25 protein-coding genes are annotated in these 23,906 nt (G+C 56.3%); 1 reads left to right on the top strand and 24 read right to left on the bottom strand.

Annotation, left to right across the window (positions count from 1 at the left end):
- Positions 1-80 precede the first annotated feature (80 nt).
- From P4L78_RS17245 to P4L78_RS17215, 7 genes are all read right to left on the bottom strand, one after another.
- Positions 81-1,283 carry a tryptophan--tRNA ligase gene (locus tag P4L78_RS17245; protein ID WP_309329363.1) on the bottom strand — a complete coding sequence of 401 codons (1,203 nt, stop codon included), beginning with the start codon at positions 1,281-1,283 and terminating at the stop codon, positions 81-83.
- A gap of 61 nt (positions 1,284-1,344) precedes the next feature.
- Positions 1,345-2,001 (bottom strand): site-2 protease family protein, encoded by a 657-nt coding sequence (locus P4L78_RS17240; protein ID WP_283149359.1) that lies wholly within the window; start codon positions 1,999-2,001, stop codon positions 1,345-1,347.
- A 124-nt stretch (positions 2,002-2,125) separates the two neighbouring features.
- Positions 2,126-2,749, bottom strand: coding sequence for an L-threonylcarbamoyladenylate synthase (locus P4L78_RS17235; protein ID WP_283149358.1), 624 nt, complete (start codon positions 2,747-2,749; stop codon positions 2,126-2,128).
- A gap of 16 nt (positions 2,750-2,765) precedes the next feature.
- The gene (locus P4L78_RS17230) at positions 2,766-3,323 is read right to left on the bottom strand and encodes a dihydrofolate reductase family protein (protein WP_283149357.1); all 558 of its coding nucleotides are present in this window, start codon (positions 3,321-3,323) and stop codon (positions 2,766-2,768) included.
- Positions 3,320-4,168: a 3',5'-nucleoside bisphosphate phosphatase gene (locus tag P4L78_RS17225; protein WP_309329361.1), complete on the bottom strand. Its 849-nt coding sequence runs from the start codon at positions 4,166-4,168 to the stop codon at positions 3,320-3,322. Before P4L78_RS17225 ends, P4L78_RS17230 begins: the two co-directional genes overlap by 4 nt.
- Positions 4,169-4,226: 58 nt before the next feature.
- The gene (gene cysM / locus P4L78_RS17220) at positions 4,227-5,105 is read right to left on the bottom strand and encodes a cysteine synthase CysM (protein WP_309329360.1); all 879 of its coding nucleotides are present in this window, start codon (positions 5,103-5,105) and stop codon (positions 4,227-4,229) included.
- 62 nt (positions 5,106-5,167) lie between these two features.
- A complete protein-coding gene (locus P4L78_RS17215) occupies positions 5,168-5,839 on the bottom strand; it encodes an HAD-IA family hydrolase (protein WP_309329358.1) in 672 nt (223 codons plus the stop codon).
- Between the two features lie 132 nt (positions 5,840-5,971).
- Between P4L78_RS17215 and P4L78_RS17210 the strand changes: the two genes are divergently transcribed.
- Positions 5,972-6,985 carry an AraC family transcriptional regulator gene (locus P4L78_RS17210; RefSeq protein WP_309329356.1) on the top strand — a complete coding sequence of 338 codons (1,014 nt, stop codon included), beginning with the start codon at positions 5,972-5,974 and terminating at the stop codon, positions 6,983-6,985.
- 9 nt (positions 6,986-6,994) lie between these two features.
- Here P4L78_RS17210 and rfaD read toward each other — a convergent pair whose 3' ends face one another.
- The 17 genes from rfaD to bamA all read right to left on the bottom strand — a co-directional run bounded on the left by rfaD (position 6,995) and on the right by bamA (position 23,882).
- Positions 6,995-7,990 (bottom strand): ADP-glyceromanno-heptose 6-epimerase, encoded by a 996-nt coding sequence (gene rfaD, locus P4L78_RS17205; RefSeq protein WP_309329354.1) that lies wholly within the window; start codon positions 7,988-7,990, stop codon positions 6,995-6,997.
- 6 nt (positions 7,991-7,996) lie between these two features.
- Positions 7,997-9,685, bottom strand: a complete 1,689-nt coding sequence (locus P4L78_RS17200) for a glycoside hydrolase family 9 protein (RefSeq protein WP_309329352.1) — start codon at positions 9,683-9,685, stop codon at positions 7,997-7,999.
- Positions 9,686-9,715: 30 nt separating this feature from the next.
- The gene (locus tag P4L78_RS17195) at positions 9,716-10,624 is read right to left on the bottom strand and encodes an ROK family protein (protein ID WP_309329351.1); all 909 of its coding nucleotides are present in this window, start codon (positions 10,622-10,624) and stop codon (positions 9,716-9,718) included.
- Positions 10,625-10,683: 59 nt separating this feature from the next.
- Positions 10,684-11,361 (bottom strand): uracil-DNA glycosylase, encoded by a 678-nt coding sequence (gene ung, locus P4L78_RS17190; protein ID WP_309329349.1) that lies wholly within the window; start codon positions 11,359-11,361, stop codon positions 10,684-10,686.
- A complete protein-coding gene (locus tag P4L78_RS17185) occupies positions 11,358-11,855 on the bottom strand; it encodes a PilZ domain-containing protein (RefSeq protein ID WP_283149348.1) in 498 nt (165 codons plus the stop codon). Before P4L78_RS17185 ends, ung begins: the two co-directional genes overlap by 4 nt.
- A gap of 98 nt (positions 11,856-11,953) precedes the next feature.
- Positions 11,954-12,730 (bottom strand): RNA methyltransferase, encoded by a 777-nt coding sequence (locus P4L78_RS17180; protein ID WP_309329347.1) that lies wholly within the window; start codon positions 12,728-12,730, stop codon positions 11,954-11,956.
- Between the two features lie 20 nt (positions 12,731-12,750).
- The gene (locus P4L78_RS17175) at positions 12,751-14,139 is read right to left on the bottom strand and encodes an HDOD domain-containing protein (protein WP_309329345.1); all 1,389 of its coding nucleotides are present in this window, start codon (positions 14,137-14,139) and stop codon (positions 12,751-12,753) included.
- Entirely contained in the window at positions 14,124-14,846 is a 723-nt protein-coding gene (locus P4L78_RS17170; RefSeq protein ID WP_309329342.1) for a class I SAM-dependent methyltransferase, read from the bottom strand. Before P4L78_RS17170 ends, P4L78_RS17175 begins: the two co-directional genes overlap by 16 nt.
- The gene (gene motB, locus P4L78_RS17165) at positions 14,846-15,748 is read right to left on the bottom strand and encodes a flagellar motor protein MotB (protein WP_309329339.1); all 903 of its coding nucleotides are present in this window, start codon (positions 15,746-15,748) and stop codon (positions 14,846-14,848) included. The genes P4L78_RS17170 and motB overlap by 1 nt, the downstream gene beginning before the upstream one ends.
- A 70-nt stretch (positions 15,749-15,818) precedes the next feature.
- The gene (gene motA / locus P4L78_RS17160) at positions 15,819-16,679 is read right to left on the bottom strand and encodes a flagellar motor stator protein MotA (RefSeq protein ID WP_283149343.1); all 861 of its coding nucleotides are present in this window, start codon (positions 16,677-16,679) and stop codon (positions 15,819-15,821) included.
- A 185-nt stretch (positions 16,680-16,864) separates the two neighbouring features.
- Positions 16,865-17,449, bottom strand: a complete 585-nt coding sequence (gene rnhB, locus P4L78_RS17155; RefSeq protein WP_283149342.1) for a ribonuclease HII — start codon at positions 17,447-17,449, stop codon at positions 16,865-16,867.
- Complete coding sequence (gene lpxB, locus P4L78_RS17150) at positions 17,446-18,624, bottom strand: lipid-A-disaccharide synthase (RefSeq protein WP_283149341.1); 1,179 nt, start codon at positions 18,622-18,624, stop codon at positions 17,446-17,448. Before lpxB ends, rnhB begins: the two co-directional genes overlap by 4 nt.
- Positions 18,625-18,687: 63 nt before the next feature.
- Positions 18,688-19,464 (bottom strand): acyl-ACP--UDP-N-acetylglucosamine O-acyltransferase, encoded by a 777-nt coding sequence (gene lpxA, locus P4L78_RS17145; RefSeq protein WP_283149340.1) that lies wholly within the window; start codon positions 19,462-19,464, stop codon positions 18,688-18,690.
- 98 nt (positions 19,465-19,562) lie between these two features.
- Entirely contained in the window at positions 19,563-20,021 is a 459-nt protein-coding gene (fabZ, locus tag P4L78_RS17140; protein WP_283149339.1) for a 3-hydroxyacyl-ACP dehydratase FabZ, read from the bottom strand.
- A complete protein-coding gene (lpxD, locus tag P4L78_RS17135; RefSeq protein ID WP_309329335.1) occupies positions 20,021-21,055 on the bottom strand; it encodes a UDP-3-O-(3-hydroxymyristoyl)glucosamine N-acyltransferase in 1,035 nt (344 codons plus the stop codon). Before lpxD ends, fabZ begins: the two co-directional genes overlap by 1 nt.
- 12 nt (positions 21,056-21,067) lie before the next feature.
- Positions 21,068-21,568, bottom strand: coding sequence for an OmpH family outer membrane protein (locus P4L78_RS17130; RefSeq protein WP_283149337.1), 501 nt, complete (start codon positions 21,566-21,568; stop codon positions 21,068-21,070).
- 25 nt (positions 21,569-21,593) lie between these two features.
- Positions 21,594-23,882 carry an outer membrane protein assembly factor BamA gene (gene bamA, locus P4L78_RS17125; RefSeq protein ID WP_283149336.1) on the bottom strand — a complete coding sequence of 763 codons (2,289 nt, stop codon included), beginning with the start codon at positions 23,880-23,882 and terminating at the stop codon, positions 21,594-21,596.
- Between the last annotated feature and the right edge of the window lie 24 nt (positions 23,883-23,906).

Here is a 23,906-nt window from a genome sequence, read left to right as displayed (position 1 = left end):
CAGTGGCTAGCGGCTGCGGTTCCGTGGGCTCGGCGGCAGGATGGGCAGGCGCATTCACAGCGAGAGGTCACCAGTGGACATCAATCGTAGCCCAGGCCCATGGCTTCGCGCACATCACGCATGGTTTCGCGCGCCAGATCACGCGCCCGCTCACAGCCATCGGCCACCAGGTTACGCACCAGCGTCGGGTCTTCCAGATACGGTTGGGCGCGTTCAAACATCGGCTTTTGTTCGGCCAGCACGCCATCAATCACCGGCTGCTTGCATTCGATACAGCCGATCCCTGCTGTTTTACAGCCTTCAATCACCCACTGTTTGGTGCTGTCTTCGGAGTAAACCTGGTGCAACTGCCAAACCGGGCATTTTTCCGGATCACCCACATCGGTGCGACGCACTCGCGCCGGGTCGGTGGGCATCTGACGGATTTTTTTGGCGACGGCATCGGAGTCTTCGCGCAGGCTGATAGTGTTGCCATAAGACTTGGACATCTTGGCGCCATCCAGCCCGGGCATACGCGAGGCACTGGTCAGCAAGGGCTGGGATTCCGGCAGGATCATTTTGCCGCCGCCTTCCAGATAACCAAACAGCCGCTCCATGTCGCCGTGACTCAGGTTCTGGGTGTCGGCCAGCATGGCACGAGCGGATTCGAGCGCCTCTACATCGCCTTCTTGCTGATAACGCGTACGCAGTTCTTCATACAACTTGCCTTTTTTTCCACCCATTTTCTTGATGGCGGCTTCGGCTTTTTCAGCAAAGTTGGGTTCTTTGCCGAACATATGATTGAAGCGTCGGGCGATTTCGCGGGTGATCTCAACGTGCGGCACCTGATCTTCGCCTACCGGCACCAGCGTGCCGCGATACAGCAGAATGTCAGCGGCTTGCAGTAGCGGATAACCCAGAAAACCATAGGTGCCGAGATCTTTGCTGGACAGCTTTTCGATCTGGTCTTTGTATGTCGGTACGCGTTCCAGCCAGGACAGCGGCGTAATCATCGACAGCAACAAATGCAGCTCGGCGTGCTCGGGCACGCGGCTCTGGATAAAGATAGTGGCTTGCGCGGGGTCTACCCCGGCAGCAATCCAATCGATCACCATGTCCCAAACGCTCTTCTCAATGACCGTTACATCGTCATACGCCGTGGTCAGCGCATGCAGATCAGCCACCATAAACAGGCATTCGTATTCGCTTTGCAGCTTGACCCAGTTCTTGAGCACGCCATGGTAGTGACCGAGATGCAACTTGCCGGTCGGGCGCATGCCGGAGAGAACACGATCGGGAAACATGTTAAATCCTTGATCCAGTTAATTTTATTAGTATATGCAACACAACCGCGCGCAAGGCGGTTTACAGAAAAGGCCTCAAAAACAACTGCAGGAACTGGAAGGTGAGCGCCATAAACGGGCTCATCACCAAAAACAGCACCTTGGTCATCATCAGCACCAGCACGATGATCATGCCATAGGGTTCAATGCGCGCCACCGTCTGGGCCGCTTTGATAGGCAGGATGGAGACCAGAATCCGCCCGCCATCCAGTGGTGGAATCGGAATCAAGTTCAACACCATCAACACCACGTTGATCTGCACACCGGCCTGCGCCATTTGCCGCAGCGGGAACATGAAATCACCTTCAGCGGCGTGAATGACTGCGCCCAGCACCAGTGTCCACAGTATGCCCATCACCAGATTGGCAGCCGGGCCAGCCAGCGCCACCCAGCGCATATCGCGTTTGGGGTTGCGCAAATCGCCGAAGTTGACCGGCACCGGCTTGGCCCAGCCAAACAGAAAACTGCCCGGCAACAACAAACACAGCAACGGCAAGGCAATGGTGCCCAGCGGATCAATGTGCTTGATCGGATTGAGCGTCATGCGCCCCATCAAAAAGGCAGTTGGATCACCAAATTTCTTGGCTGCATAGGCATGCGCGGCTTCGTGCAGGGTAATCGCAAACAAAACGGGCAACGCGTAAATGCAAACGTTCTGAATAAAGGAATTGATATCCATGTGGCCTTACCGGAAGGAGCTTGAGCGAGCGTGCGCAGAATCATCGCACGGAAACGGCACTGCGGGAATCGCAGTGCCGTCGTGAATGGAGCAGATGTGCGGCCAAGGGTTCAATCACCCACGGTTAACCGCCAAACAAGCTGGCGTCGCCCTTGCCTTGTCGCAACACCACCGGGTTCTCGCCAGACAGATCAACCACAGTACTCGGGTCGATACCGCAATAACCGCCATCAATAATCAGATCGACATCGTGTTCCAGCCGGTCGCGAATATCCCACACATCGGTTAGCGCGTAATCATCGCCGGGCAAGATAAGCGTGGATGACAGCAGCGGCTCGCCCATTTCTTCCAGCATGGCCAACGCGACCGGATGCTGCGGCACCCGCAAACCAATGGTCTGTTTTTTGGGGTTCCACACGCGACGCGGTGTTTCTTTGGTGGCCTGCAAGATAAATGTGTAGCTGCCTGGCGTCGCGGTTTTGAGCATGCGGTAGGTGCGATTATCGACCCGGGCATACGTGCCCAGTTGCGACAGATCGTGGCAAACCAGCGTGAAATGGTGCTTGTCATCCAGTTGCCGGATGCGGCGGATGCGTTCCAGCGCGTCTTTATCGTCCAGCCGACAGCCCAGGGCGTAGCAGGAATCCGTCGGATAAACGATCAATCCGCCTTTGCGGACAATGTCTGCGGCCTGTTTGATCAGACGCGCTTGCGGGTTTTCAGGGTGTATTGAAAAGAATTGGGCCATGTCTCAACAGATAAGGTCAGGAGTCCGCCCGGTCAAGTACCTGGGTGGTGGAGCGGGCATAGTGTAGCTGGAACAGCCCGCCGGGTAATGCTTGTGTGCGCTGCAATTGCCAGGATGACGCGGCTGGCCCGGCAAACAGATCGATGCCTTCGCCTAAAACCTCAGGCACCAGCGTCAGAATCAGCTCATCAATGCGGCCAGCCGTGAAAAAATCGGCAGCCAGTTTGCCGCCGCCAACCAGCCAGATGCGCTCAAAACCGGCGCGTTGCATGCTTTGCAGCCAGTCAGCTACCGGCTCATCAACCCGTTGCAAAGTGCTGGATACCGGCTGGGTGGGTAAAGCGTGGTGGCTAAACACATAACACGGCCGATCCGCATGCGGCCAGGTACCGAAGGTCAGCACCTGGTCGAACGTGGCGCGCCCCATTACCAATGCATCGATTCCGGCATAGAACTCGCCATAACCAAAGTCGCCGCCTTGCGGATCGACTTGCGGCAACCAGTCCAGATCACCGTTACTGCGGGCGAGTTTGCCGTCTAGCGAGATAGCCGCATAGAGCACCACCGTGGTCATGCGTGCTCCGGTAACCATTGTGCCCACACTGGCGTGCAACCAATTGGCAGTTCAGGATTCAAGCCCGGTTCGCGAGCGCCTTCACCAGTAGCGTGATAATCGGTACCGCAAGACGCCATAAAGCCAAACTCTTGCGCCAACCGGCCAAAGCGCCCTACCTCTGCAGCGCCGTGGCTGCCGGAGACGACTTCAATTGCTTCGCCACCCAGGCGTCGGTACTCGGTGAGTAGCACGCGCATGGTCTCGTTACCCATTTCGTAGCGGCCAGGATGCGCCAGAACAGCTACGCCGCCAGCAGCGCGAATCCACTCGATGGCTTCATGCATGCGCGCCCACTCATGATCCACATAACCAGGCTTGCCGCGTACCAGAAACTTCTTGAACACGGATTTGGTATCTTTGGCCGCGCCGATTTCCACCAGATAGCGGGCGAAGTGGGTACGGCTGATCATTTCCGGGTTTTCGGCGTATTTACGCGCGCCTTCCAGTACGTTATCCAGCCCGACCCGCGCCAGTGATGCACTCATCTGCTGGGCGCGGTCATCACGCCCGGCACGGACACTGGCCAAGCCTTCAGACAATACCGGGTTAGCCGGATCAACATTCAACCCGACAATATGCAGCGTGTACTTACCCCAACTGGCGGAGACTTCCACACCATTGAGAAACTTCATACCGTATTTAGCGGCTTCTTCTGCCGCCAACGCCAGGCCACGAGTGTCGTCGTGGTCGGTCAGTGCAAACAGTTTGCAGCCCCGTTCGGCAGCCTTGCGGGTCACTTCTTGCGGTGGCAGCAAGCCGTCCGAGAAATTGGAGTGGCAATGCAAATCGACAGGAACCATCATGCCTGCGGCCTCGCTATTTGACTGAAGCAGGTGGCGTGGGAGAGCAATACACAATGCTTCATGCCGGGAAAATCCCGGTGGAGAGATAACGGTCACCGCGGTCGCAAACTACCGACACAATCACGGCGTTTTCGACTTCGGCCGACAATCTGATCGCAGCAGCCAGCGCGCCGCCGGATGAAACACCGGCAAAGATGCCTTCTTCGCGTGCCAGACGGCGAGTCATTTCTTCCGCTTCTGGCTGCGAAACTTCCATTACGCGGTCGAGTTTGCTCCAGTCACAGATGGCGGGCACGTATTCGGCGGGCCATTTACGAATACCTGCAATGGATGCGCCATCACATGGCTGTACGCCAATAATCTGGATATTGGCGTTTTGCTCTTTGAGATAACGCTGCGTGCCCATCACGGTACCAGTGGTGCCCATGCTGGAAACAAAGTGGGTAATGGTGCCTTCGGTATCACGCCAGATTTCCGGGCCGGTGGTTTCGTAGTGCGCCAGCGGGTTATCCGGATTGGCAAATTGATCCAGCATGATGCCCTGACCTTGGTCGACCATGGTCGCGGCCAGATCGCGCGAGGCTTCCATGCTTTCCGCCAGAATAACCTCTGCGCCAAACGCTTTCATGGTCTGCACCCGTTCAACGCTGGAGCTTTTGGCCATGATGAGGGTCATGCGATAACCCATCATGGCAGCGGCCATGGCCAGCGCGATGCCGGTATTGCCAGAGGTGGCTTCGATCAGGCGATCGCCGGGTTTAATGGTGCCACGCTCCTGGGCGTGCCGAATCATCGACAGCGCTGGGCGGTCTTTGACTGAACCGGCCGGGTTATTGCCTTCCAGCTTGACCAGGACGGTGTTGCTGGTATTGCCAGGCAAGCGCTTGAGCTTGACCAGCGGGGTGTTGCCTACGAAATCTTCAAGGTATTTGAACATGCGGCACTCCGTGAATGAGAGTAATTATACTCTGATCATGGCGTGCCGCCTTTCGGGCGTTATCAGGCGATAGCGCGCAGGCCCTTCAAAACCGGTTCGGGGGCACTGAGCAGCAAGTCACCATCAACCGAGAAGGTCAGCTGCGCAAAGTCGGTGATGTGACCAATAACGCCGGGCTCACGTGAAATGAAATCGCCAACCAGCACTACGCGGCAACCCGCAGCCAGAGCCGACGCCATACCAGCTGGTGCATCTTCAAACACGATGCAATTGCGTGGATCAATTCCCATTTTTTGGGCGGCCAGCAGATAAGGATCGGGCGCCGGTTTGCCACGTTCGACGTTTTCTGAAGTCACCACCACCTCAGGCAGGCGGATTTCGCAGGCGTCAAACCGCGCTTTGAGCACCGGAAACGACGCCGAAGTAACCACGGCCCAACGTCCGGCGGGCACTTGCGCCAGAAACTCGACCGCGCCGGGCAATGGCGCAATGCCGCCAGTGGTGTCGGTTTCAATTTCTTCCATCCATGCCACTTCTGCGGCCACATTCAGATGCGGTGCCACCATGCGCACGGTGTCTTCGGTGCGCACACCATGGGTGTATTGACGGATGTCGTCCAGATTCAGATCGCAGCGGGCGCACCACGCCTCCCACACGCGCTCGACCAGAAGATGCGAGTCGATCAGGGTGCCATCCATATCAAACAAAAAAGCCTGCGCGCGATGTTGCTGCATATAAAACCTCATTGCCGTTAGTCTGGTATTACTCAATGTTGTTTATCTTAGGCTGACACCTGAATTTAACGTTCAGTTATGGTGCAAATTTCTCTACAATTAGCTCAGATCAACCCCTAAGGTTTAACCCGTATGCTCATACGTGAACTGGTTGGCCAGACTTTCGGGCAACGTTGGCATTACCAATACTTACAAGTTGAGCGCGTGCCATTTGCCTGGCACTACCATCCGGAGTTCGAGCTCACCTTGACCCGTCGTGCGCGCGGCATGCGCTATGTCGGTGGCGACGTCGCCTCGTTCGGCGAACTGGATCTGGTGCTGGTTGCACCCAATCAGGCACACACCTGGCAAGCGCAGAGCCGTGCAGATGGCCAACCGCAAGAAGTTCAGGTGATCTTTTTTACGCGCGAATGGCTGGAACAACTGGCGGCAATCGGCTTGCCCGAACTGATGGGGTTTTGTGAGTGGTTACGTGGCGTGCAACAAGGCGTGGAGTTCAGCCCAGCCTGCATTCAACGCTTGCTACCGCTGTTTGATCGACTGCATCAGACCAGTGGGCTGGAACGTCTGAGTTGTCTGCTGCAGATTTTCGGGCAAATCCCGCGTGACCACGATGCGCGCTTGATCGGCGGCACGTTTACCCCGGACACCCAGGATAAACGGATCGAGACAGCCCTTGCCTGGCTGCACGCGCATTATCGCGAGCCGGTTACGCTGGCCGATCTGGCCGCTGAAACCAGCACCAGCGAGGCCACAATCAAACGGCTGTTACGTGAACAATTGCACGACAGCATGACGGGTTTGCTCAGCCAGTTGCGCATCGGCCATGCCTGCAATTTGTTGATTACCACGCAAATGCCGATTCAATTGATCGCTGAAGAAAGCGGTTTTCCAAGTCCCAGCCACTTTTACAAGCAATTTGGCATCGCCAAGGGATTGTCGCCAGCGGCATTTCGCAAGCGTTTTCATTTGCGCCGAGCTGCGACGGCGGAACAGGAATACGGGCCGGTTGATCCTGCTCTCGTGCTGGCCGGAAGCGATCTTTGCAATTGGCATCAGGTTGGCGAAGCCGAAGATACGTTCGCAAAGGCAAACAAAAGCCGGAACCCGCGTGACGTGGTTCCGGCTTCCAGTTGGACTGACTAACCAGAGAAATCAGCGTTTCAGCAATTGCTGCACGTAACGCTGCACACCCTCTTCCACGGACAGGAACGGCTCGTCATAGCCCGCTTCACGCAGCAGCGTGAGGTCTGCCTCGGTAAAGCTTTGATATTTGCCTTTGAGGGCGTCGGGGAAATCGGTGTATTCCAGGATGCCTTCGGCCAGGATTTGCTCCAGCGTCAGTGCTGGCTTGCCTTCGGCAGCACGGCACGTGTTCACCACCGTGAGCGCGACATCGTTAAACGGCTGGGCGCGACCAGTGCCGACGTTGTACACGCCACAGATTTCCGCGTTATCGAGGAACCACAAGTTGACCTTGACCACATCTTCAACCGAGATGAAGTCACGCGTGTGGCCGCCATTCGGATAGCCGCCGTATTCACCAAACAGTTTGACCTTGCCGGTCTGGCGGTACTGGTTGAAATGGTGGAACGCCACCGAAGCCATGCGTTCTTTGTGCCACTCGCGGTCACCGTACACATTGAAGTAACGGAAACCCACGGCTTGCGCGGAGAGGTCATCCCAACGCTGACGCAGAACCTGGTCAAACAACAATTTGGAATAGCCATACACGTTCAGCGGCGATTCGCACTCCGGGTCTTCGTGAAAACCGTTGGTGCCCGCGCCATAGGTGGCGGCGCTGGAAGCGTAGATAAACTGGACTTCCTCGGCCTGACACCATTCAAACAATCCCAGCGTGTACTGATAGTTGTTTTCCATCATGTACTTGCCGTTGTGTTCCATAGTGTCCGAACATGCGCCCTGATGCAGGATGGCGGTAATCTGGCCATCCCAGCGGCCGCTGGCCAATTCGGCAATGAACTCGGTTTTGTCGACGTAGTGCGCAATCTGGCAATCCACCAGATTGCGGAACTTGTCGCCACGCGTGAGGTTATCTACCGCAATGATGTCGGTTTCACCGCGCTCGTTCAGCGCCTTGACGATATTGGACCCGATAAAGCCGGCCGCGCCGGTCACCACGATTGTCATTACTGTTTACTCCAGGTTGTTACGGCTACACAGCGCGAGGAACAGCCACGCGCCATGCGGCATCCATTGTTCGGTCCAGCGCCAGCTATTGGCCATGGTCGCTATTTCTGATTTTTTGAAGTCGATATCGGCTTCATCATCGAACCCGGCGGTGATGCCGTTGCACACACCACCAGGTGCATTGTAGTAGCCCGTTTCGTATCGCGGGTTATTGCGGCCCCAACCTTGCAACATGCAGGCGTCGAACGGATTGGCGCCCAGTATCCAGTCCAGCGCGCTTTGCGCATAGTGGTCCAGCGCTTGAGCCAGGTCAGTTTCGTCGGCAAACAGTTTTTGTGCGCGACTGGCGGCGGCAGCATTCGAGCCCAGGCGAGCGTTTTCGCCTTGCCACCAGTAACCGGTGCCGTTGTCATGCGGAATGAAAAACTGTATCTGACCATCGCTACCTGGTTGCTTCACAAACTGCCGTGGGTAGCCAAACGGATTGGCGACTTCATCAAAAGTAATGCGGGTTTCCCAGGCAAAAGCCTGGCGCAGGCTCTCGCGGATACGACCCGCTAACGGACTGGCGGGCACTACTTCCAGATAACGCATCAACGCGATATGCGGCAGGCCGGCGTCGGCAGCATGAAAGAACGAGCGCTCACCCGCTGCGTCGGCCACAAACCAGCCGGCATCTTGCTGGCGTTCCAGCAGGTTGAGCACGCGGCGAATGGCGGCGTCGGCGTACACGCCATCACCCGTCACCGCCAGCAACTCGGTCGCGGCCAGCAGTGCACAGTAATCATCGATGATGTTCTCAACACCATCGTCCAGGTATTCGGTGTTGTGGGCCAGCAAATGGGCAAAGCCCTTTTCTGCGGCAACCAGGTACGCCGCACGCGCAAATTCACCATCACGCGGCAACTGGCTCGCCCGCGCCAATGCGGCAATCGCCACCCCGCCCCCCTGGCGGAACGCAGCTTGGTACTGGTCCGACTTGATGCCTTGCTGCGTGGCATAGGCGCACAGGTCACGCTGGTTTTCATCTTTTGACCATTTATCGAACAAGGTCATGTAGAAGAAACCGGCAGGGTCTTGCATGCGCAGTAGAAAATCCGCGCCGTGCAGCGCTTCATCCACCATACGTTCGTTGAACCACTTAGCCTGCGGCGGTAGTTGGGCCCAGCCATCAATCAAGTTCCACACTACCTGCGGAGTTTGTTGCGGATTCATGAAGTTGGCGACGGACAGATGCGACAGATACTTGGAGCAATCGCCTGAAGCGTCGTACCAACCACCATGCACGTCGCGGTGCTCGTCGCTGCCCCACTTCGGACGGCTGCGGTCGGCGTTGTCGTACAGACCGGTGCAGCGCTGGCCTTTGATGTAATGCACGATATCCGACAGCATTTGGCCGCCAAACAGGTCTGCGGCGATGCTAAAGGTATGCGACACCAGCGGCGGGGTTTGCCCGTCCACCACCAGGAAATATTCGCCCGATTCGGTTAAAGCTGAAAAATCCGCTTGCCAGAATTGCCAATCCTTCCACTTTGCGACCGGGCCGCTGAACTGAATTGTGCCCGCCAGCGCCTTTTCCCGCGTGCTCGCGTTAAAGACCGAAAAGGTCAGCAGCGAGGCGTCAGCTGGGGCTTCGATCACGGCTGTTTTGCGTGAAGCCGGGGTAAAGCCAATGTGGTTGAACAGGATTTTCAATTTCGTCTCCGGGCGGCCTGGGTGACAAGCTCAGAATGATGGGGTCTGGAGCGCGTGATCTGGCGTATTGGTCAGCAGCCAGTTGCGAGTGGCGCCGATCATGCCGGCGTGGTTGCCAGCGCTGGCGAGGCAGATTTCGGTCATACCGCGAAAATCCGGCTCCAGCACCGCATCGATGCCATTGGCCAGTTCCAGCCGGAACGGCTCGCCGCGCGCGCTGACGCCACCACCCACAATCACACGTTGCGGATTGAAAGCGTATATCAGGTTGGCGATGCCAGTCGCCAACAGGTCCAGCCATTGGGCAACGACGGCACAAATCTGCGCATTTTTCGCATCGTATTCGGCCAGAATGCGCTTGCCGTCCCAGTTGCCCTCGCCCGTTGCCGCCTCGACGGCGCGGATCAAGGCCGACATGGACGCATATCGCTCCCACATCTTGCCGGCGATCCGCATATAACCCCACTCACCCGCCGCCGCGCGGGCACCACGATACAGATTGCCGTTGATGACAATGCCGCCGCCAATGCCGGTGCCAATGGTTAGCGCGATGAAATGTTGCACGCCTTTGGCGGCGCCCTGCCAGCCTTCGGCCAGCGCGACGCAATTGACATCATTTTCGACAGTTACCGGCACCTTGAAAGCCGCTTCAAGTGCGGCTTTGGGCGAACAGCCTGCATAGTTGGGCACAGCTTCTGCGGCGCCGAGGATGGTGCCCGTGACCGGATCAATCAGCCCGAGCGAGCTGACGGCAATGCCGATCGGGGCAAACTCGCGAACCAGTGGCGCGGCCAATTCACAGAGATAGTCCATCAGATAAGGGCCGCCGCGAGTGGCTGGGGTATCAACTTGCGCATGGTGCAGCACTGCGCCGTCGTCGGCCACGATGCCGTATTTGATCTGGGTGCCGCCGATATCAATGGCGAGAATAACGGACATGGTTTCGTTTCTTGTGCGAGTTGTTGTCTGTCTTGTTTTCAGGTGCTGGCCAGAACGAGTCAGGCATTGGCCCAATCCACCGGCTGCCGGTAGCGTTCCTGCAAATAGCGGTTGGCTGCAGAAAAGTGACCATTGCCGATAAATCCGCGGTACGCCGAAAGCGGAGAAGGATGCACCGACTCCAGCACCAGATGTTTGCTGCGGTCGATCAGCGCGCCTTTCTTTTGCGCATGGCTGCCCCACAACATGAACACAATCCCTTCTTGCTGCGCACTCAGTTGGGCAATGATGGCATCGGTCAGCACTTCCCAGCCCCGTTTGGCATGTGAAGCGGCGCAATCCGCTTCAACCGTCAGCACAGTGTTGAGCAACAACACCCCTTGATCTGCCCAGCCGGTGAGCGAGCCATCTTGCGGCGGGGTTATATCCAGATCGCGGGTGATTTCTTTCCAGATATTGGCCAGTGACGGCGGCTTGCGCACGCCCTGCGGCACTGAAAAGCTCAAGCCGTGCGCCTGACCGGCGCCGTGATAAGGGTCTTGTCCCAAAATCACCACTTTGACGTTGGCAGGCGCAACATGCTCCAGCGCGGCAAACCAGTGATCCCGCGACGGATAGATGGTTTTACCGGCAGCGATCTCGGCATCGAGAAATTCGCCCAGTTTGACGAGTGAAGGTTGATTGCGTAAGGACGACAGCACGGGCTGCCAAGTGGCGGGAATGGCATCAAAAATCAAGAAACGGCTCCACGATTGCGGCGAATTTGCACGCGATGGTGACGGAAAACAGTACGTTCAAACGCTTCACGCAAGCTCTGTATCTGCCACGTCCAGGTGGCCATGACCTGTACGGCGCCATCGACCGGCTCTACCTCGGTGATGGTGGCAGCAATACTCAATAGATACGGCAGGCTGGGGCTCAATATCATCCCCACATAACCTTCGGCGCCAACCTGTGGCGCATCAGTTTGCGACCAACGAATGTGCTCGATGCCAATCTCGGCATCACGCTCCGGTGGTTTTTGCGGTGTCAGCAAGCGCGCCAGCCACAGTAACTGCAAATCCAGCCGCGCTTCGACTTGCGAGACCTCAATACCCTCATGCGGATGCTGCTCCATGGCTTCCAGTACTTCCAGATAACGCTGGGCCTCCAGTTCACTCTGCACTGGCGCATCCAGCCAGGCCAGCGGCAGGCTGGTCTGGTAGTAAAGGCCGTCCGGGAAATTGGGCATGGCATTGTTCCGCTGCTGAGGGTGGATAAGTAATCGGCACCACGACAATCAAAGACAACCGAATTATAACTCGCGATCCTCCCCGCAACCGGCGGATATCAGACTGCGCGAGTCTGCCGGAGTCGTTCGTACAGGCAGATAGCGGTTGCGGCGCCGACATTGAGCGATTCAATCCCGGCATGCATCGGTATTTTGAGCCGCAATTGCGCCCGTTGACTCAGTTCTTCAGACACACCCTGCCCTTCGGAACCCATAACCAGCGCAAGATCGCCATGCAAGCGGGCCTCATATAAATCCACAGCCCCATCCAGCATCAGCGCACCCAGGCGGCCGGAAAACTGCTCGGCAAACTGCAGCAAATCGGCTCGTTCAACCAGGTTGAGTGCAAAATGCGCGCCCATTCCCGCTCGCAATACTTTGGGCGACCACAAATCAGCGCATTGGCTGGACAACAGTACTTGATCCACCCCTGCCGCAGCTGCAGTGCGCAACATGGAGCCCACGTTGCCCGGATCTTGTACGCCATCGAGCAGCAAACACAGGCCATCACTGCGCATGGCAGGCGCATCCGGGATCGCCACCAGCGCGATCAAACCCGTAGGGCTGGGTAATTCGGTTAGCGTTTGAAACAACGCCGGGTCCAGTACTGTGGCGTCAACATCACTGGCGACGATCAAGGCGGAATTTTCTGGATTGGCCAACCCGTCAGGCGTGACCAGCAGCTTTTCCAATGGCCATTGCGCATCAAGTGCGGCGGCCACCAGGTGCGCGCCATCCAGTAGGGTCTTTTTCTGTTTCAGTCGGTCCCGTCGGTGCGTTGCCAGCTTGTGGCAAAGCTTGTACAGCGCATTGTGCGGGGAATGGATGACTTCCATGGGTAATCCTTGGATACGACTCAAGCGCGTGCGTTGCGTTCGGCTAGCGCACGGCTGACCAGCAGGCAAACCTGTTTGAATTGGGTAAAGGTGGTTTCATCAAGCGCAAGGCTGGCGGTACGCTGACCCACAAACAGGCCAACCGGCCTGTCGTTCATGAACACCGACATCGCATAAAAATCGCCCGCGCCAAACCGTTGCAGCCACGTCCCCGGCAGCAGTTTTTGCAGATTGCTGCGCGTCGCCTCGCTCAACCAGACGGCTTGCGGTTTTTGCATCAGCCGCGCGAACAGATGAACGTTATCCATCGGCAACGTGAAATCGCGCAAACGATCATGAATTTCCGGGCTTTGCACGAAGCGGGCACGCAACTGGTTGTCCGGCTCGGAGAAAACCAGAAAAGCCACGCGCTGGATAGCCAGGCCGTCGGTAAAGACACGCAGGGCCAGTTCGATCAATTGCGAAGGCTTGACCCCTTTCTTGCAGGCCTCATGCAATGCATGCAACCGCTCAGCAAACATGATCGCCGTGGCTTGGGGCACCGCCGCTGCGGCGGGAGCGACCTCCGCTGGTTTTTCCCATTCACCAGGCAACATGGGCAAAGCGTACGCTGCTTGCAAACGGGTAACACGGTCGCCTTCTTTGCGCACAAACCGCAGCACGCCGCTGCTGGCAATCGTCCAGCACTCGTCTTGCGGTAATTGCAGGATTTCGACGATGACTTCCAGCGCCTGCTGTACATCGGTTTGCCACCAGCCATGATCGAGGGCATTGGCCAGGGCCAGAACCGCGACCTGCAATTGTTGGCGCGGCGTCACGATTGCCGAGCCCGCTTGCAATTGCAGAAGTGGTTCCGGAAAGTGCCATGCCACCAGCAAATCATGTGCGGCAGTCTGCTCCAGCACGAGCATGGAATGCTGGGGAGAAAGCAGATTCAGCAGCTTGGGCAAGCCGGACAAAATGGCAGCGATGAAAATCTCATCCAGCTTGGCGTCAAATCGCTGGCCTGCGTATTCACGTGCCAATCGGGCAGAAAAACGCAGATTGGTGATGGCGGTGAGCAGCGCGGCATATGCTTGCGGATGATTTGGCATCAGCGTGGTTTCAACCACCGGGCCATTGGCAAATCGCTCCAGAAATGGCCCGATCCCGTAAAGCGCCAGACAGTTCTCAATGGAAACCACATCGGCCGACAAACTGGTGCGTTCGCGATGATTCACGGTACGCAATACCTGCGCCGTCAGGAGCGGGTCGCGCAGCACGATGTCAACCAGGTCGGGCAAGCGCACACGATCCGGTCGCCGCAACATGGGAAGCAATTGGTCTTTGCTGGTTTGCAGCATCGGGAGCGGCCGATTGGTCCACTCGGCGATCCAGGCAGCAAAAGTTGGAGCTATGTTGATTGCCATATCAGAAGTTTGCTGTTTTTCCAGTCGCCAATATCGATCGTCTTGTCCGGCGCAACGCCGGGAATTGCAAAACTGTTGCTGATGAAGCGGCTGCCCGGCCCACACTCCGCCCGCACCTTTTGCCAAAGCTCGGGCATGGGCTCGGGTGACAGGTAAGCATAGACTACGTCGAACCCGGCCAGGTCTACGTTGAACACATTGCCGCGACGCCAATCGATGCCGGCACCCAGCCGTAGTCGGCCTATCAGCCACGGCATCAGAGCCACTTCCACCCCGGTGAGCTGCACATCGGGCCGGTTCTTGCTTAACCACGCCAGCACTGTCCCCGTGCCCGCGCCGAGATCAATCAGTTTTGCATTGGCGGGGATTTCGGCATTCAGCAACGCCAAGGTACGTTGATTACTCAGGTATAGCGGAACCCGGCTGCGTATGGCGCCCGCAGAAAAAAGAAACAACAGTACAAAACCGCCTAGCCACACCGAGGAATCAATATGCAAAGTTAGCGCAAAGCCCACCGCCAGCGGGAAAGTCAGATGAAACAGACACCACCAGCGGCCATCCTGCCAGAACCAGGCAACAAAACCCGCCAAAGCGCCACCACCGGCCAAAACCAGCCAGAGCGGACATGCAGGCCATTGGCCATGAGCGACAACGACAAACAGTGCGGCCAGGCATTGCAACAATACAAAGCGGATCGGCTGCGCCATTATTTGATGTGTGTAGCGACTTCAGATGCAGGCAGCGCCGCCGCCTCTTTATCCAGCCCGGCTTGCTGACGAATCTCGGTTTCGGCGTCTTTGTTGAGCACCACAATGCTGATGCGGCGATTTACCGGCGCGGAAACATTGCCGGTATCCAGCGGCACCTGATCGGCAAATCCGTTAACGCGCAAGATTTTTCCGGTAGCCAGACCGGAGCCATCAATCAATTCCCGTCGCGAGGCATTGGCCCGGTCTGACGATAACTCCCAGTTGGAGTAACCGCGCTGGCCGCTAGCGAACTGCGCGGAATCGGTATGCCCGGAGAGCGAGAGCGAGTTGGGGACATCGTTCAGCAGTTTGCCAATCTCATCCAGAATGTCTTTGGCATAGGGTTCAAGCTCACTACTGCCGGATTTGAACATGGGCCGATTTTGCGCGTCGACGATCTGGATGCGCAGGCCGTCAGCCACCATATCAAGGCGCAACTGGTTGCGATATTGCGCCAGTTTGCTGTTGGTTTTGGCTTTGTCGTCCATTAACGACTCGACCTTTTTCTTCAGCTCGGACAAACGATGTTTGTCTTTAACCGATTCGGCATCGGGAATGGAGCCTTTGCGCAACTGGCCGGTTTGCTGAGTCAAATCCCGACCACCGCCCTTGATCAATGAGTCGGCATCGCCCGCACCTTCGCCGCCACGGCGAGCGATTTTCATCGGATTGGAGAAATAATCCGCGATGCCTTTGAGGTTGCCTTTCGAGACGGAGCCCAGCAGCCACATTAACAAAAAGAACGCCATCATGGCGGTCATAAAATCGGCGTAGGCAATTTTCCAGGCGCCACCATGATGCCCGTGGCCGCCTTTCTTGATGCGCTTGACGACTATGGGGCGTTGGGAATCATCGCTCATTGCTATTTACCTTGTTTGGCCGAGCACGAATCATCGGCCGACATCATGGAGATTTGCTGTCAAGGTCGGGTTACTTGCCCTTGGTGCTTTTCACGAAGTCTTCAAGTTCTTTGAAACTTGGGCGTTCGGTGCTTTCAACGGCTTTGCGGCCAAACTCTACCGCCACTTGCGGGGCGTAGCCATTCAGACTGGCCAGCAGGGTGACCTTGATCGCATTGAAGGCTTGGGTGGCCGCAGCCGCGCGCGATTCCAGTACTGACGCAATCGGTCCGACAAAGCCATATGCCAGCAAGATACCCATAAAGGTACCGACCAGAGCTGCGCCGATCAGCTTGCCCAACTCGGATGGTGGCAAATGCAGCGAACCCATGGTGTGCACCACACCCATCACTGCCGCGACGATACCGAAAGCGGGCAAGCCATCTGCCAGTTTGGCAATAACGGTGGCTGGAACTTCTGCTTCATGGTGATGGGTGTCGATTTCCACGTCCATCAGGTTTTCGATTTCAAAGGCGTTGAGGTTACCGCCCACCATGAGCCGCAAATAGTCGGTCATGAATTCGATTAAATGGTGATCAGCCGCCACCTTGGGATATTTACTGAAGACCGCACTGCTATGCGGGTCATCGACGTCGGCCTCGATCGACATCAGGCCTTCTTTGCGAATTTTGGTGAGGACTTCAAATTGCAGCGCAAACAAATCCATGTAAAAGGCTTTGTTGTACGGAGAACCCTTGAAGATAGACGGCGCAGCTTTAAGAAAGGCTTTGATTGGTTTGCCACCATAACCCACGATGAGCGCGCCAATGCCGCCGCCAAAAATAATGACGATTTCAGTTGGTTGCCACAACACCATCAACTCGCCGCCATGGGCAGCAAAGGCGCCAAAAATACAGGCGACCATGAAGATATAACCGATGATGACAAACATGCGCCGCGAATTCCCGTGTGACAACTCTGTTATTGAAGGGAGTATCACTCTCCCGCCCCACTCCCATGAATTATGAGGTGGAGCCTTTATGTTGCGGCGTAAGGGTTTAACCCCTTAAATACCCATTCTGGATACGCCTCCCGTTTCGCAGTTTAGTTGCAGTGCGATGGGCCGACAACCGGGATTCAATCCCAGAGCGACATTTGTGCGACTGCGACACGAACCGGGCCGAAACTCAACCGATGTATCGGACACGGCCCCAAGCGTTTGAGCGCGTCCAGATGAGCGGCGGTGGGATAACCTTTGTGTTTGGCAAAGCCATAGCCTGGCCACTGCGCATCATGCTCGGTAATCTCGCGATCACGCGCCACCTTGGCCAGGATGGATGCCGCTGAAATACACGGGTGAATGGCATCACCACCCACCACGGTTTCTGCCTGACAGATGATTTTGGGTGCGCGATTGCCGTCAATCAGTGCCTTTTCTGGCGCGATATGCAACCCGGCAACAGCACGTTGCATGGCCAGCATGGTGGCTTGCAGGATGTTGATCTGATCAATCTCGGCGTGCGTGGCAAAAGCAATTGACCATGACACTGCACGCTCCTGAATGAGCGGAAACAAACGTTCGCGCTGTGCTTCACTCAATTTCTTGGAGTCGTTCAAACCCACCAGGCCGTGATCATCCGGCAAGATCACCGCGGCGGCATACACTGAACCCGCCAGCGGCCCGCGCCCCGCTTCATCCACTCCACAAATCAACGTGCTCACGCGCGGCGCCTCAGTAAACCCAGAATGGCTTCGGCGGCGCGCTCGGCAGCACCACACTGCAATTGCTGGTGAAAACTGGTGAAACAATCGGCCAGTTGCGCGCCAAAACGTTTGTCATCGACCATATTGGTGACTGCCTGAACCAGGTTTTCCACGGTTGCATCATGCTGCAACAACTCTGGCACCACAAACCCGCCAGCCAGCGCGTTGGGCAGGCTTACGTACGGGGTTTTGATCTTTTTCTTGACCATGCGATAGGTCATGCCGCTGAGCTTGTAAGTAACCACCAGCGGGCGCTTGGCCAGCATGGCTTCAAGTGCGGCGGTGCCCGACGCCACGATAATGGCATCGGATGCCAGCATGGCATCGTGCGCGTGGCCGAACATCAAGCGGAACGGCAGTTCTTGTGCACCCAGCTTCCACATTTGCGTTTCGAACATGTCGCGGGTTTCACGCGTAATGAAGGGCACCAGGAAAACCGCAGCCGGATAACGCTCGGCTAATTGTTTGGCCGTTTCGATAAACAACTCGGCATGCAGTTGCAGTTCGCTCTGGCGGCTACCGGGCAGCATGGCAAACACCAGCGCGCTATCGGGTACGCCAAGGATTTCCCGGAACATGGCGCGATTGGGTTCCAGCGGAAACATATCCGCCAGCGGATGGCCAACGTAAGTCGCCGGTATCCCGGCCTGCCGGTATAGCGGCACTTCAAACGGGAACAACAACAGGACGTGCGAAACAGCCTTGGCAATTTTCTTCAGGCGCTCGCTACGCCAAGCCCAAATGGACGGACTGACATAGTGCACTGCCGGAATCCCCGCCGCCTTGGCCGCGCCTTCCAGCCCCAGATTGAAGTCCGGGGCATCGATCCCGATCAGCAGATCAGGCTTTTCGCGCAGGATGGCTTTTTTGAGTTCGCGACGGATGCGCAACAGCGCTGGCAAGTGACGAATCACTTCCGTGTAGCCGCGCACCGCGAGCTTTTCCATGGGCACCACCGAATGGGCGCCGAGCGCTTTCATTTTGGGGCCGGCAATACCGCTGAATTGAGCGTCCGGCAAATGCCGTTTTAACGCCTCAATCAACTCTGCACCGAGTAAATCCCCGGACGCTTCGCCCGCAACAATCGCGATGCGTGGTCCCTTGCCTGCTTGGCTAAAGAGTCGATCAATCATCGGCTCGTCTGATTTTCGTTGGTTATTCGGATATGCAGCTTCAGGTTTAAAAGGTGCATGTAATTAGCGAATGATGCCGCGCTCGCTGGCCTTTACAAACTCGGCAAAGCGGGCGATTTCGGGTGACGTTTCGGCCAGTGCGGCAAGTTGGGTCAACGCGTCTTCAAGCGGCAAGCTCTGGCGATACAGCACGCGGTAAGCTTTTTTGAGCTGCGCAATTTGCTCGGACGTAAAGCCGTGGCGGCGCATGCCTTCACTATGCACACCTGCTGGTTTGGCCCGATTGCCAGCTGTTACTACGAACGGCGGCACATCTTGCGAAATGGCGGCAGTAAAGGCGGACATTGCATGGGCACCGATCCGGCAGAACTGGTGGACCGTGGTAAAGCCACCCAGAAAGGCAAAATCACCTACATGCACATGTCCGGCGAGGGTGACGTTATTGGCAAAAATGGTGTTGCTGCCAATGCGGCAGTCATGCGCGATATGTACGTACGCCATGATCCAGTTATTGTCGCCCAGGCTGGTGATGCCTTCGTCCTGGGCGGTGCCGGTGGAAACGGTCACGTTCTGGAAAAAGGTATTGCCATTGCCAATGACCAGCTGCGTCGGCTCACCCTTGTACTTCTTGTCTTGCGGTTCACAACCTATGCTGCCAAACGAGTGGAAGCGATTGCGTTCACCAATAGTGGTTACGCCGGAAATGACAACATGCGCCTCGACGACTGTGTCGGCACCCAGCGTCACATCCGGACCGATCACTGTGTACGGCCCGACGGTAACGCTCTCATGCAGTTTTGCTTTGGGGTCAACCACAGCTGTCGGATGGATGTTCGCCATATCCGTCGATCCTGAAAAAGTCTGGCGGGCATCGCGCCCGCCTGTTCAAACCAATTCGTCACATTGCGGGCCGTGGCTTACACGGCCCCTGCGCAAACTCAAACCGTCTTCTTGACCTGCCGTTCGGCACACATCAAGTCAGCTTCTGCAGCCAGTTCTTCACCCACAAATGCCTTGGCCTTGTATTTGAAGATGCCACGTTTTTGCGCAACGATCTCAACACACAAAGTCAGCTGATCGCCTGGCAATACCTGGCGTTTGAAGCGGGCGTTATCAATCCCGGCAAAGAAATAAAGCGTATCGCCGTCCGGCATTTTGCCTTCGGACTTGAACGACAACACACCCGCGGCTTGTGCCAGCGCTTCCATGATCAATACACCGGGCATAACCGGGTATTGCGGAAAATGGCCCTGAAAAAAAGGCTCATTGATCGTTACGTTCTTGATCGCCTTGATCGATTTACCCACTTCCAGTTCGATGACCCGATCAATCAGCAAAAACGGGTAACGATGTGGCAGATACTTGACGATATCGATGATATCCATCGTCTCGCTCATTATTCCTCCTGCGAGCCAGCAGCCTTGAGCGCTGCGACTTGTTTTTCGAGTTGTTTGACCTTGTCGCTCAATGCATCAAGGTGCCGCAAATGCGCGGCGTTTTTCAACCATTGTTCGTGCGTCTGCATGGGGTATGAACCAGCATAGACGCCTGCTAGACGGATGGTTTTTGCAACCAGCGTGCCGCCAAGAATCGTGACACCGTCACAGATATCCAGATGGCCGCTAATCATGGCCGCGCCGCCAATCTGGCACCGCGCGCCAATACGGGTAGAGCCCGCAATCCCCACACAAGCCGCAATGGCTGTGTGCTCGCCCACGTGGCAGTTATGGGCGATTTGAATCAAGTTGTCGATGCGTGCGCCACCCGCAATCACGGTATCTTCCAGCGCGCCCCGATCGACGGTGGTATTGGAGCCGATTTCTACATCATCACCAATAATGACTCGACCAAGCTGCGGGATTTTTTCCCAATGATCGCCCGCCCAGGCGTTGCCGAAGCCGTCGCCCCCGACAATTGCACCAGGATGAAGAATGACTCGTTCACCGATCACACAGTCGGCCATCAGGCAGGCTTGCGGAAAAATCCGGCTACCTGCACCCACCTGGGCGCGGTCGCCAACAAAAGCCTGCGCCATGATGACGGCATCAGCGCCAACGACTGCGCCCGCCCCCACCACTGCACCTGCCCCAACTTCTGCCGAAGCGTCGATCACCGCCGTACCATCAACCGAAGCGGCCGGATGAATGCCAGCGCGTACAGCCGGCGCCGGATGCAGCAATGCCGCAGCCCGCGCGTAATAGAGGTAAGGATTATCAGTAACGATGACCGGCGTGGTTACGCCCTCAGCATCTTGCGACTTGAGCAGCAACGCCCCGGCACTGCTCTCACTTAACAACGCCTTGAAACGGACATTGGCAAGAAAAGCCAGCGCATCGGATGTTGCGGTTTCCAACGGCGCAACCCGGCTCACTTCGGCATCGGGTCCGCGCAATTCTCCACCAAGCTTTTCGACTAACTGTGACAGACGCATATGAAAATCCGCTTACTTGTCCGACAACAGCTTGAGCACCTTGTCGGTAATGTCAATCCGCGGGCTGCGATAAGCGGCTTCCTGCAGGATCAGATCGTATTTGTCATTGCTGGCAATTTGCTGGATAGCGCTATTCACACGTTCCTGGATGCCCGCAAGCTCTTCATTGCGCCGTGAATTCAGATCTTCGTTGAGCTCGCGTTGCATGCGCTGGTAATCCAGGTTCAGCTTGACCAGTTGCCGCTCTTTATCCTTGCGATCGGCATCGGCCAAGCCACCTTTATCCAGCAAACCTTGCAGTGCCTTGCCTTGATCAGCCAGCTTTTGTACATCGGCGCGACGTCCTTCGAACTCCTTCTCCAGACGTTTGGCGGCGCGAACGGCAGGTGCAGATTCACGCAAGATGCGGTCTGTATCGACAAAACCGATCTTCAATGCAGGATCTGCGGCCCACGCCGAAGCGCACACCATGGCAAAACAGAGATAAAACCCAATCAGTCGCGCGATTTTCATGCTCTAACCTCGTTGAAGCCCTGAATCAGAAAATATTGCCAATCTGGAACTGGAACGACTCGGTCTTATCCGATTCGTCTTTGCGCAGTGGTTTAGCCAACGAGAACTTCAGCGGGCCAATCGGTGATACCCATGAGAACGAAGCGCCAGTGGAATAACGCATTGTTCCGGAAGGCACGCTATCGGTTGGACCCTTGACGATACCGGAATCGAAGAACAACGAAAGACGGGTGGTCTTGTCGTTCTTCATGCCAGGCATCGGGAAGAAGTATTCAAAGCTGCTGGTCAGCATGCGATTACCGCCCATGCCGTCACCGTTTTCATCCTTCGGACCAATCGTACCGTAGGCGAAGCCACGTACCGAGTTCACGCCACCGGCGTAGTAGTTCTTGTAGAACGGATAAATCGTACCGCCGTAACTGCCGCCATAACCACCCTGTAGATTCCATTCCAGCGCCATACCTTGATCACCGAAAGGGATCCAGTATTGGCTGGTAGCCCCCAGTCGATAGTATTTCAGGTCAGATGACGGAATTGCCGCTTCAGCTGAGGTAGTGAAGTACCAGCCCGTGGTTGGATAGGATGCGCTGTCTCGCGTATCGCGACCAAACTTGGTGTTGACGCTGACCGTATTAGTCTTGTCGCCGTACTGGTTCACAAAGTCGTTAATGTACTTTGGCGTATTAGTATTGGTAACAATGGATAGGTCATCAAACGCCAGTCCCATACCCACCGAGTTGTTTTCAGTAACCGGCAAGCCAAAATTGAGCGCAGCGCCATAACCGCTGGTGGTGTAGTTACCCAGACTGTTATAGGAAGGATCGGTGTCGCGCTTGTAGAAGTTCCAGCCCATCGAAATGCCGTCAACAGTGGCATATGGGTCGCTCAAACCCAGCGAGTACACCCGTTGCGATGAGCTGTTATTGAACTCGGCCGAGAACTGTTTACCGCTCCCCAGGAAGTTGGTCTGGGAAACCGAAGCAATAATCACCACGCCTTCAGATTGGCCATAACCCGCGCCAATATTGAACTGACCGGTTTTCTTCTCGGTAACCTTGACGTTCATGTCCACCTGATCCGGGGATTCCGGCACTGGCGGCGTATCAATGGCCACTTCCTGGAAGTAATCCAGTTGGTTCAGACGTTGTTTGGAGCGATCGATCTTGGAAGCGTCATACGGTGCGGATTCCAGCTGACGCAACTCACGGCGCACTACTTCGTCGCGCGTCGTGGTGTTACCGATGACGTTGATGTTGCGCACGTAAACCTTGCGGCCCGGATCAACGTAGAAGGTAAACGCAACCGTATGGTTAACCTTGTCGACTTCCGGTACGGCATTGACGTTGGCAAAAGCGTAGCCATCATTACCCAGCTTGGCCGACATGGCTGCCGTTGCCTTGTTGAGCTTGGCACGGGAGAAAATCTCGCCCGGCTTGATGTTGGCCATTTTTTCCAGCTCAGCCTGTGGCAGCGTGCTTTCACCGGCAAACTTGACGTCGGTGATTTTGTATTGCGGACCTTCGCTCAGGTTGACTGTCAGGAAGACGCTTTCTTTGTCTTCAGCAATGGCAACCTGTGTCGAATCAATATTGAACTCAAGATAACCACGATCCATGTAGTAGGAACGCAGCTTTTCCAGATCAGCCGTCATTTTCTGACGTGAATACTGATCGTCCTTGGTGTACCACGTCATCCAGTTGGGCGTGGTCATGCTCATTTCTTTCAGCAGATCGCTTTCTTTGTAGACGTGCGTGCCCACAAGGTTGATCTGCTGGATCAGCGCAGTCGCGCCTTCGGAAATATCAAACTGAATGCCAACCCGATTGCGTTCCAGCCGGGTGAGCGAGGTCTTGATCTGAACCGAGTACCGACCGCGTGAGTAGTACTGTTGCTTCAGTTCCTGTACGCCAGCATCCAGTACACCCTGATCAAAAATTCGCCCTTCCGAGAAATTCTGGCTCTTGAGCGCGGTCTTGATCTGGTCTTTTTCCATCAACTTGGCACCGTTGATGTTGATCTGCGCGATGGTTGGACGCTCATCTACGGTGACGATCAGTACGTCACCATTGCGTTCCAGACGGACATCGTTAAAAAAGCCAGTTGCGTACAGGGCCTTGATCGCCTGCTGCGCTTTGTCGTCGTCGAGGCTTTCGCCCACTTTGACAGGCAGATAGTTGAATACGGTGCCGGCGTCAGTACGCTGGAGCCCTTCCACACGGATATCCTTGACCACAAATGTATCGATGGCCCAAACAGGAAGTGCACCGAGGGACAAGGCTGCGCCAAGCAACAAGGAAAGCGGTTTTAATTTCATTGTGTCGGATCGGAAACTGGCGGG

This window comes from Silvimonas sp. (assembly GCF_031291215.1).
In the GTDB taxonomy this organism is placed as follows: domain Bacteria; phylum Pseudomonadota; class Gammaproteobacteria; order Burkholderiales; family Chitinibacteraceae; genus Silvimonas; species Silvimonas soli.
Note: the sequence above shows the minus strand (reverse complement) of the source record. Positions and strands in the feature narration are given on the sequence as shown.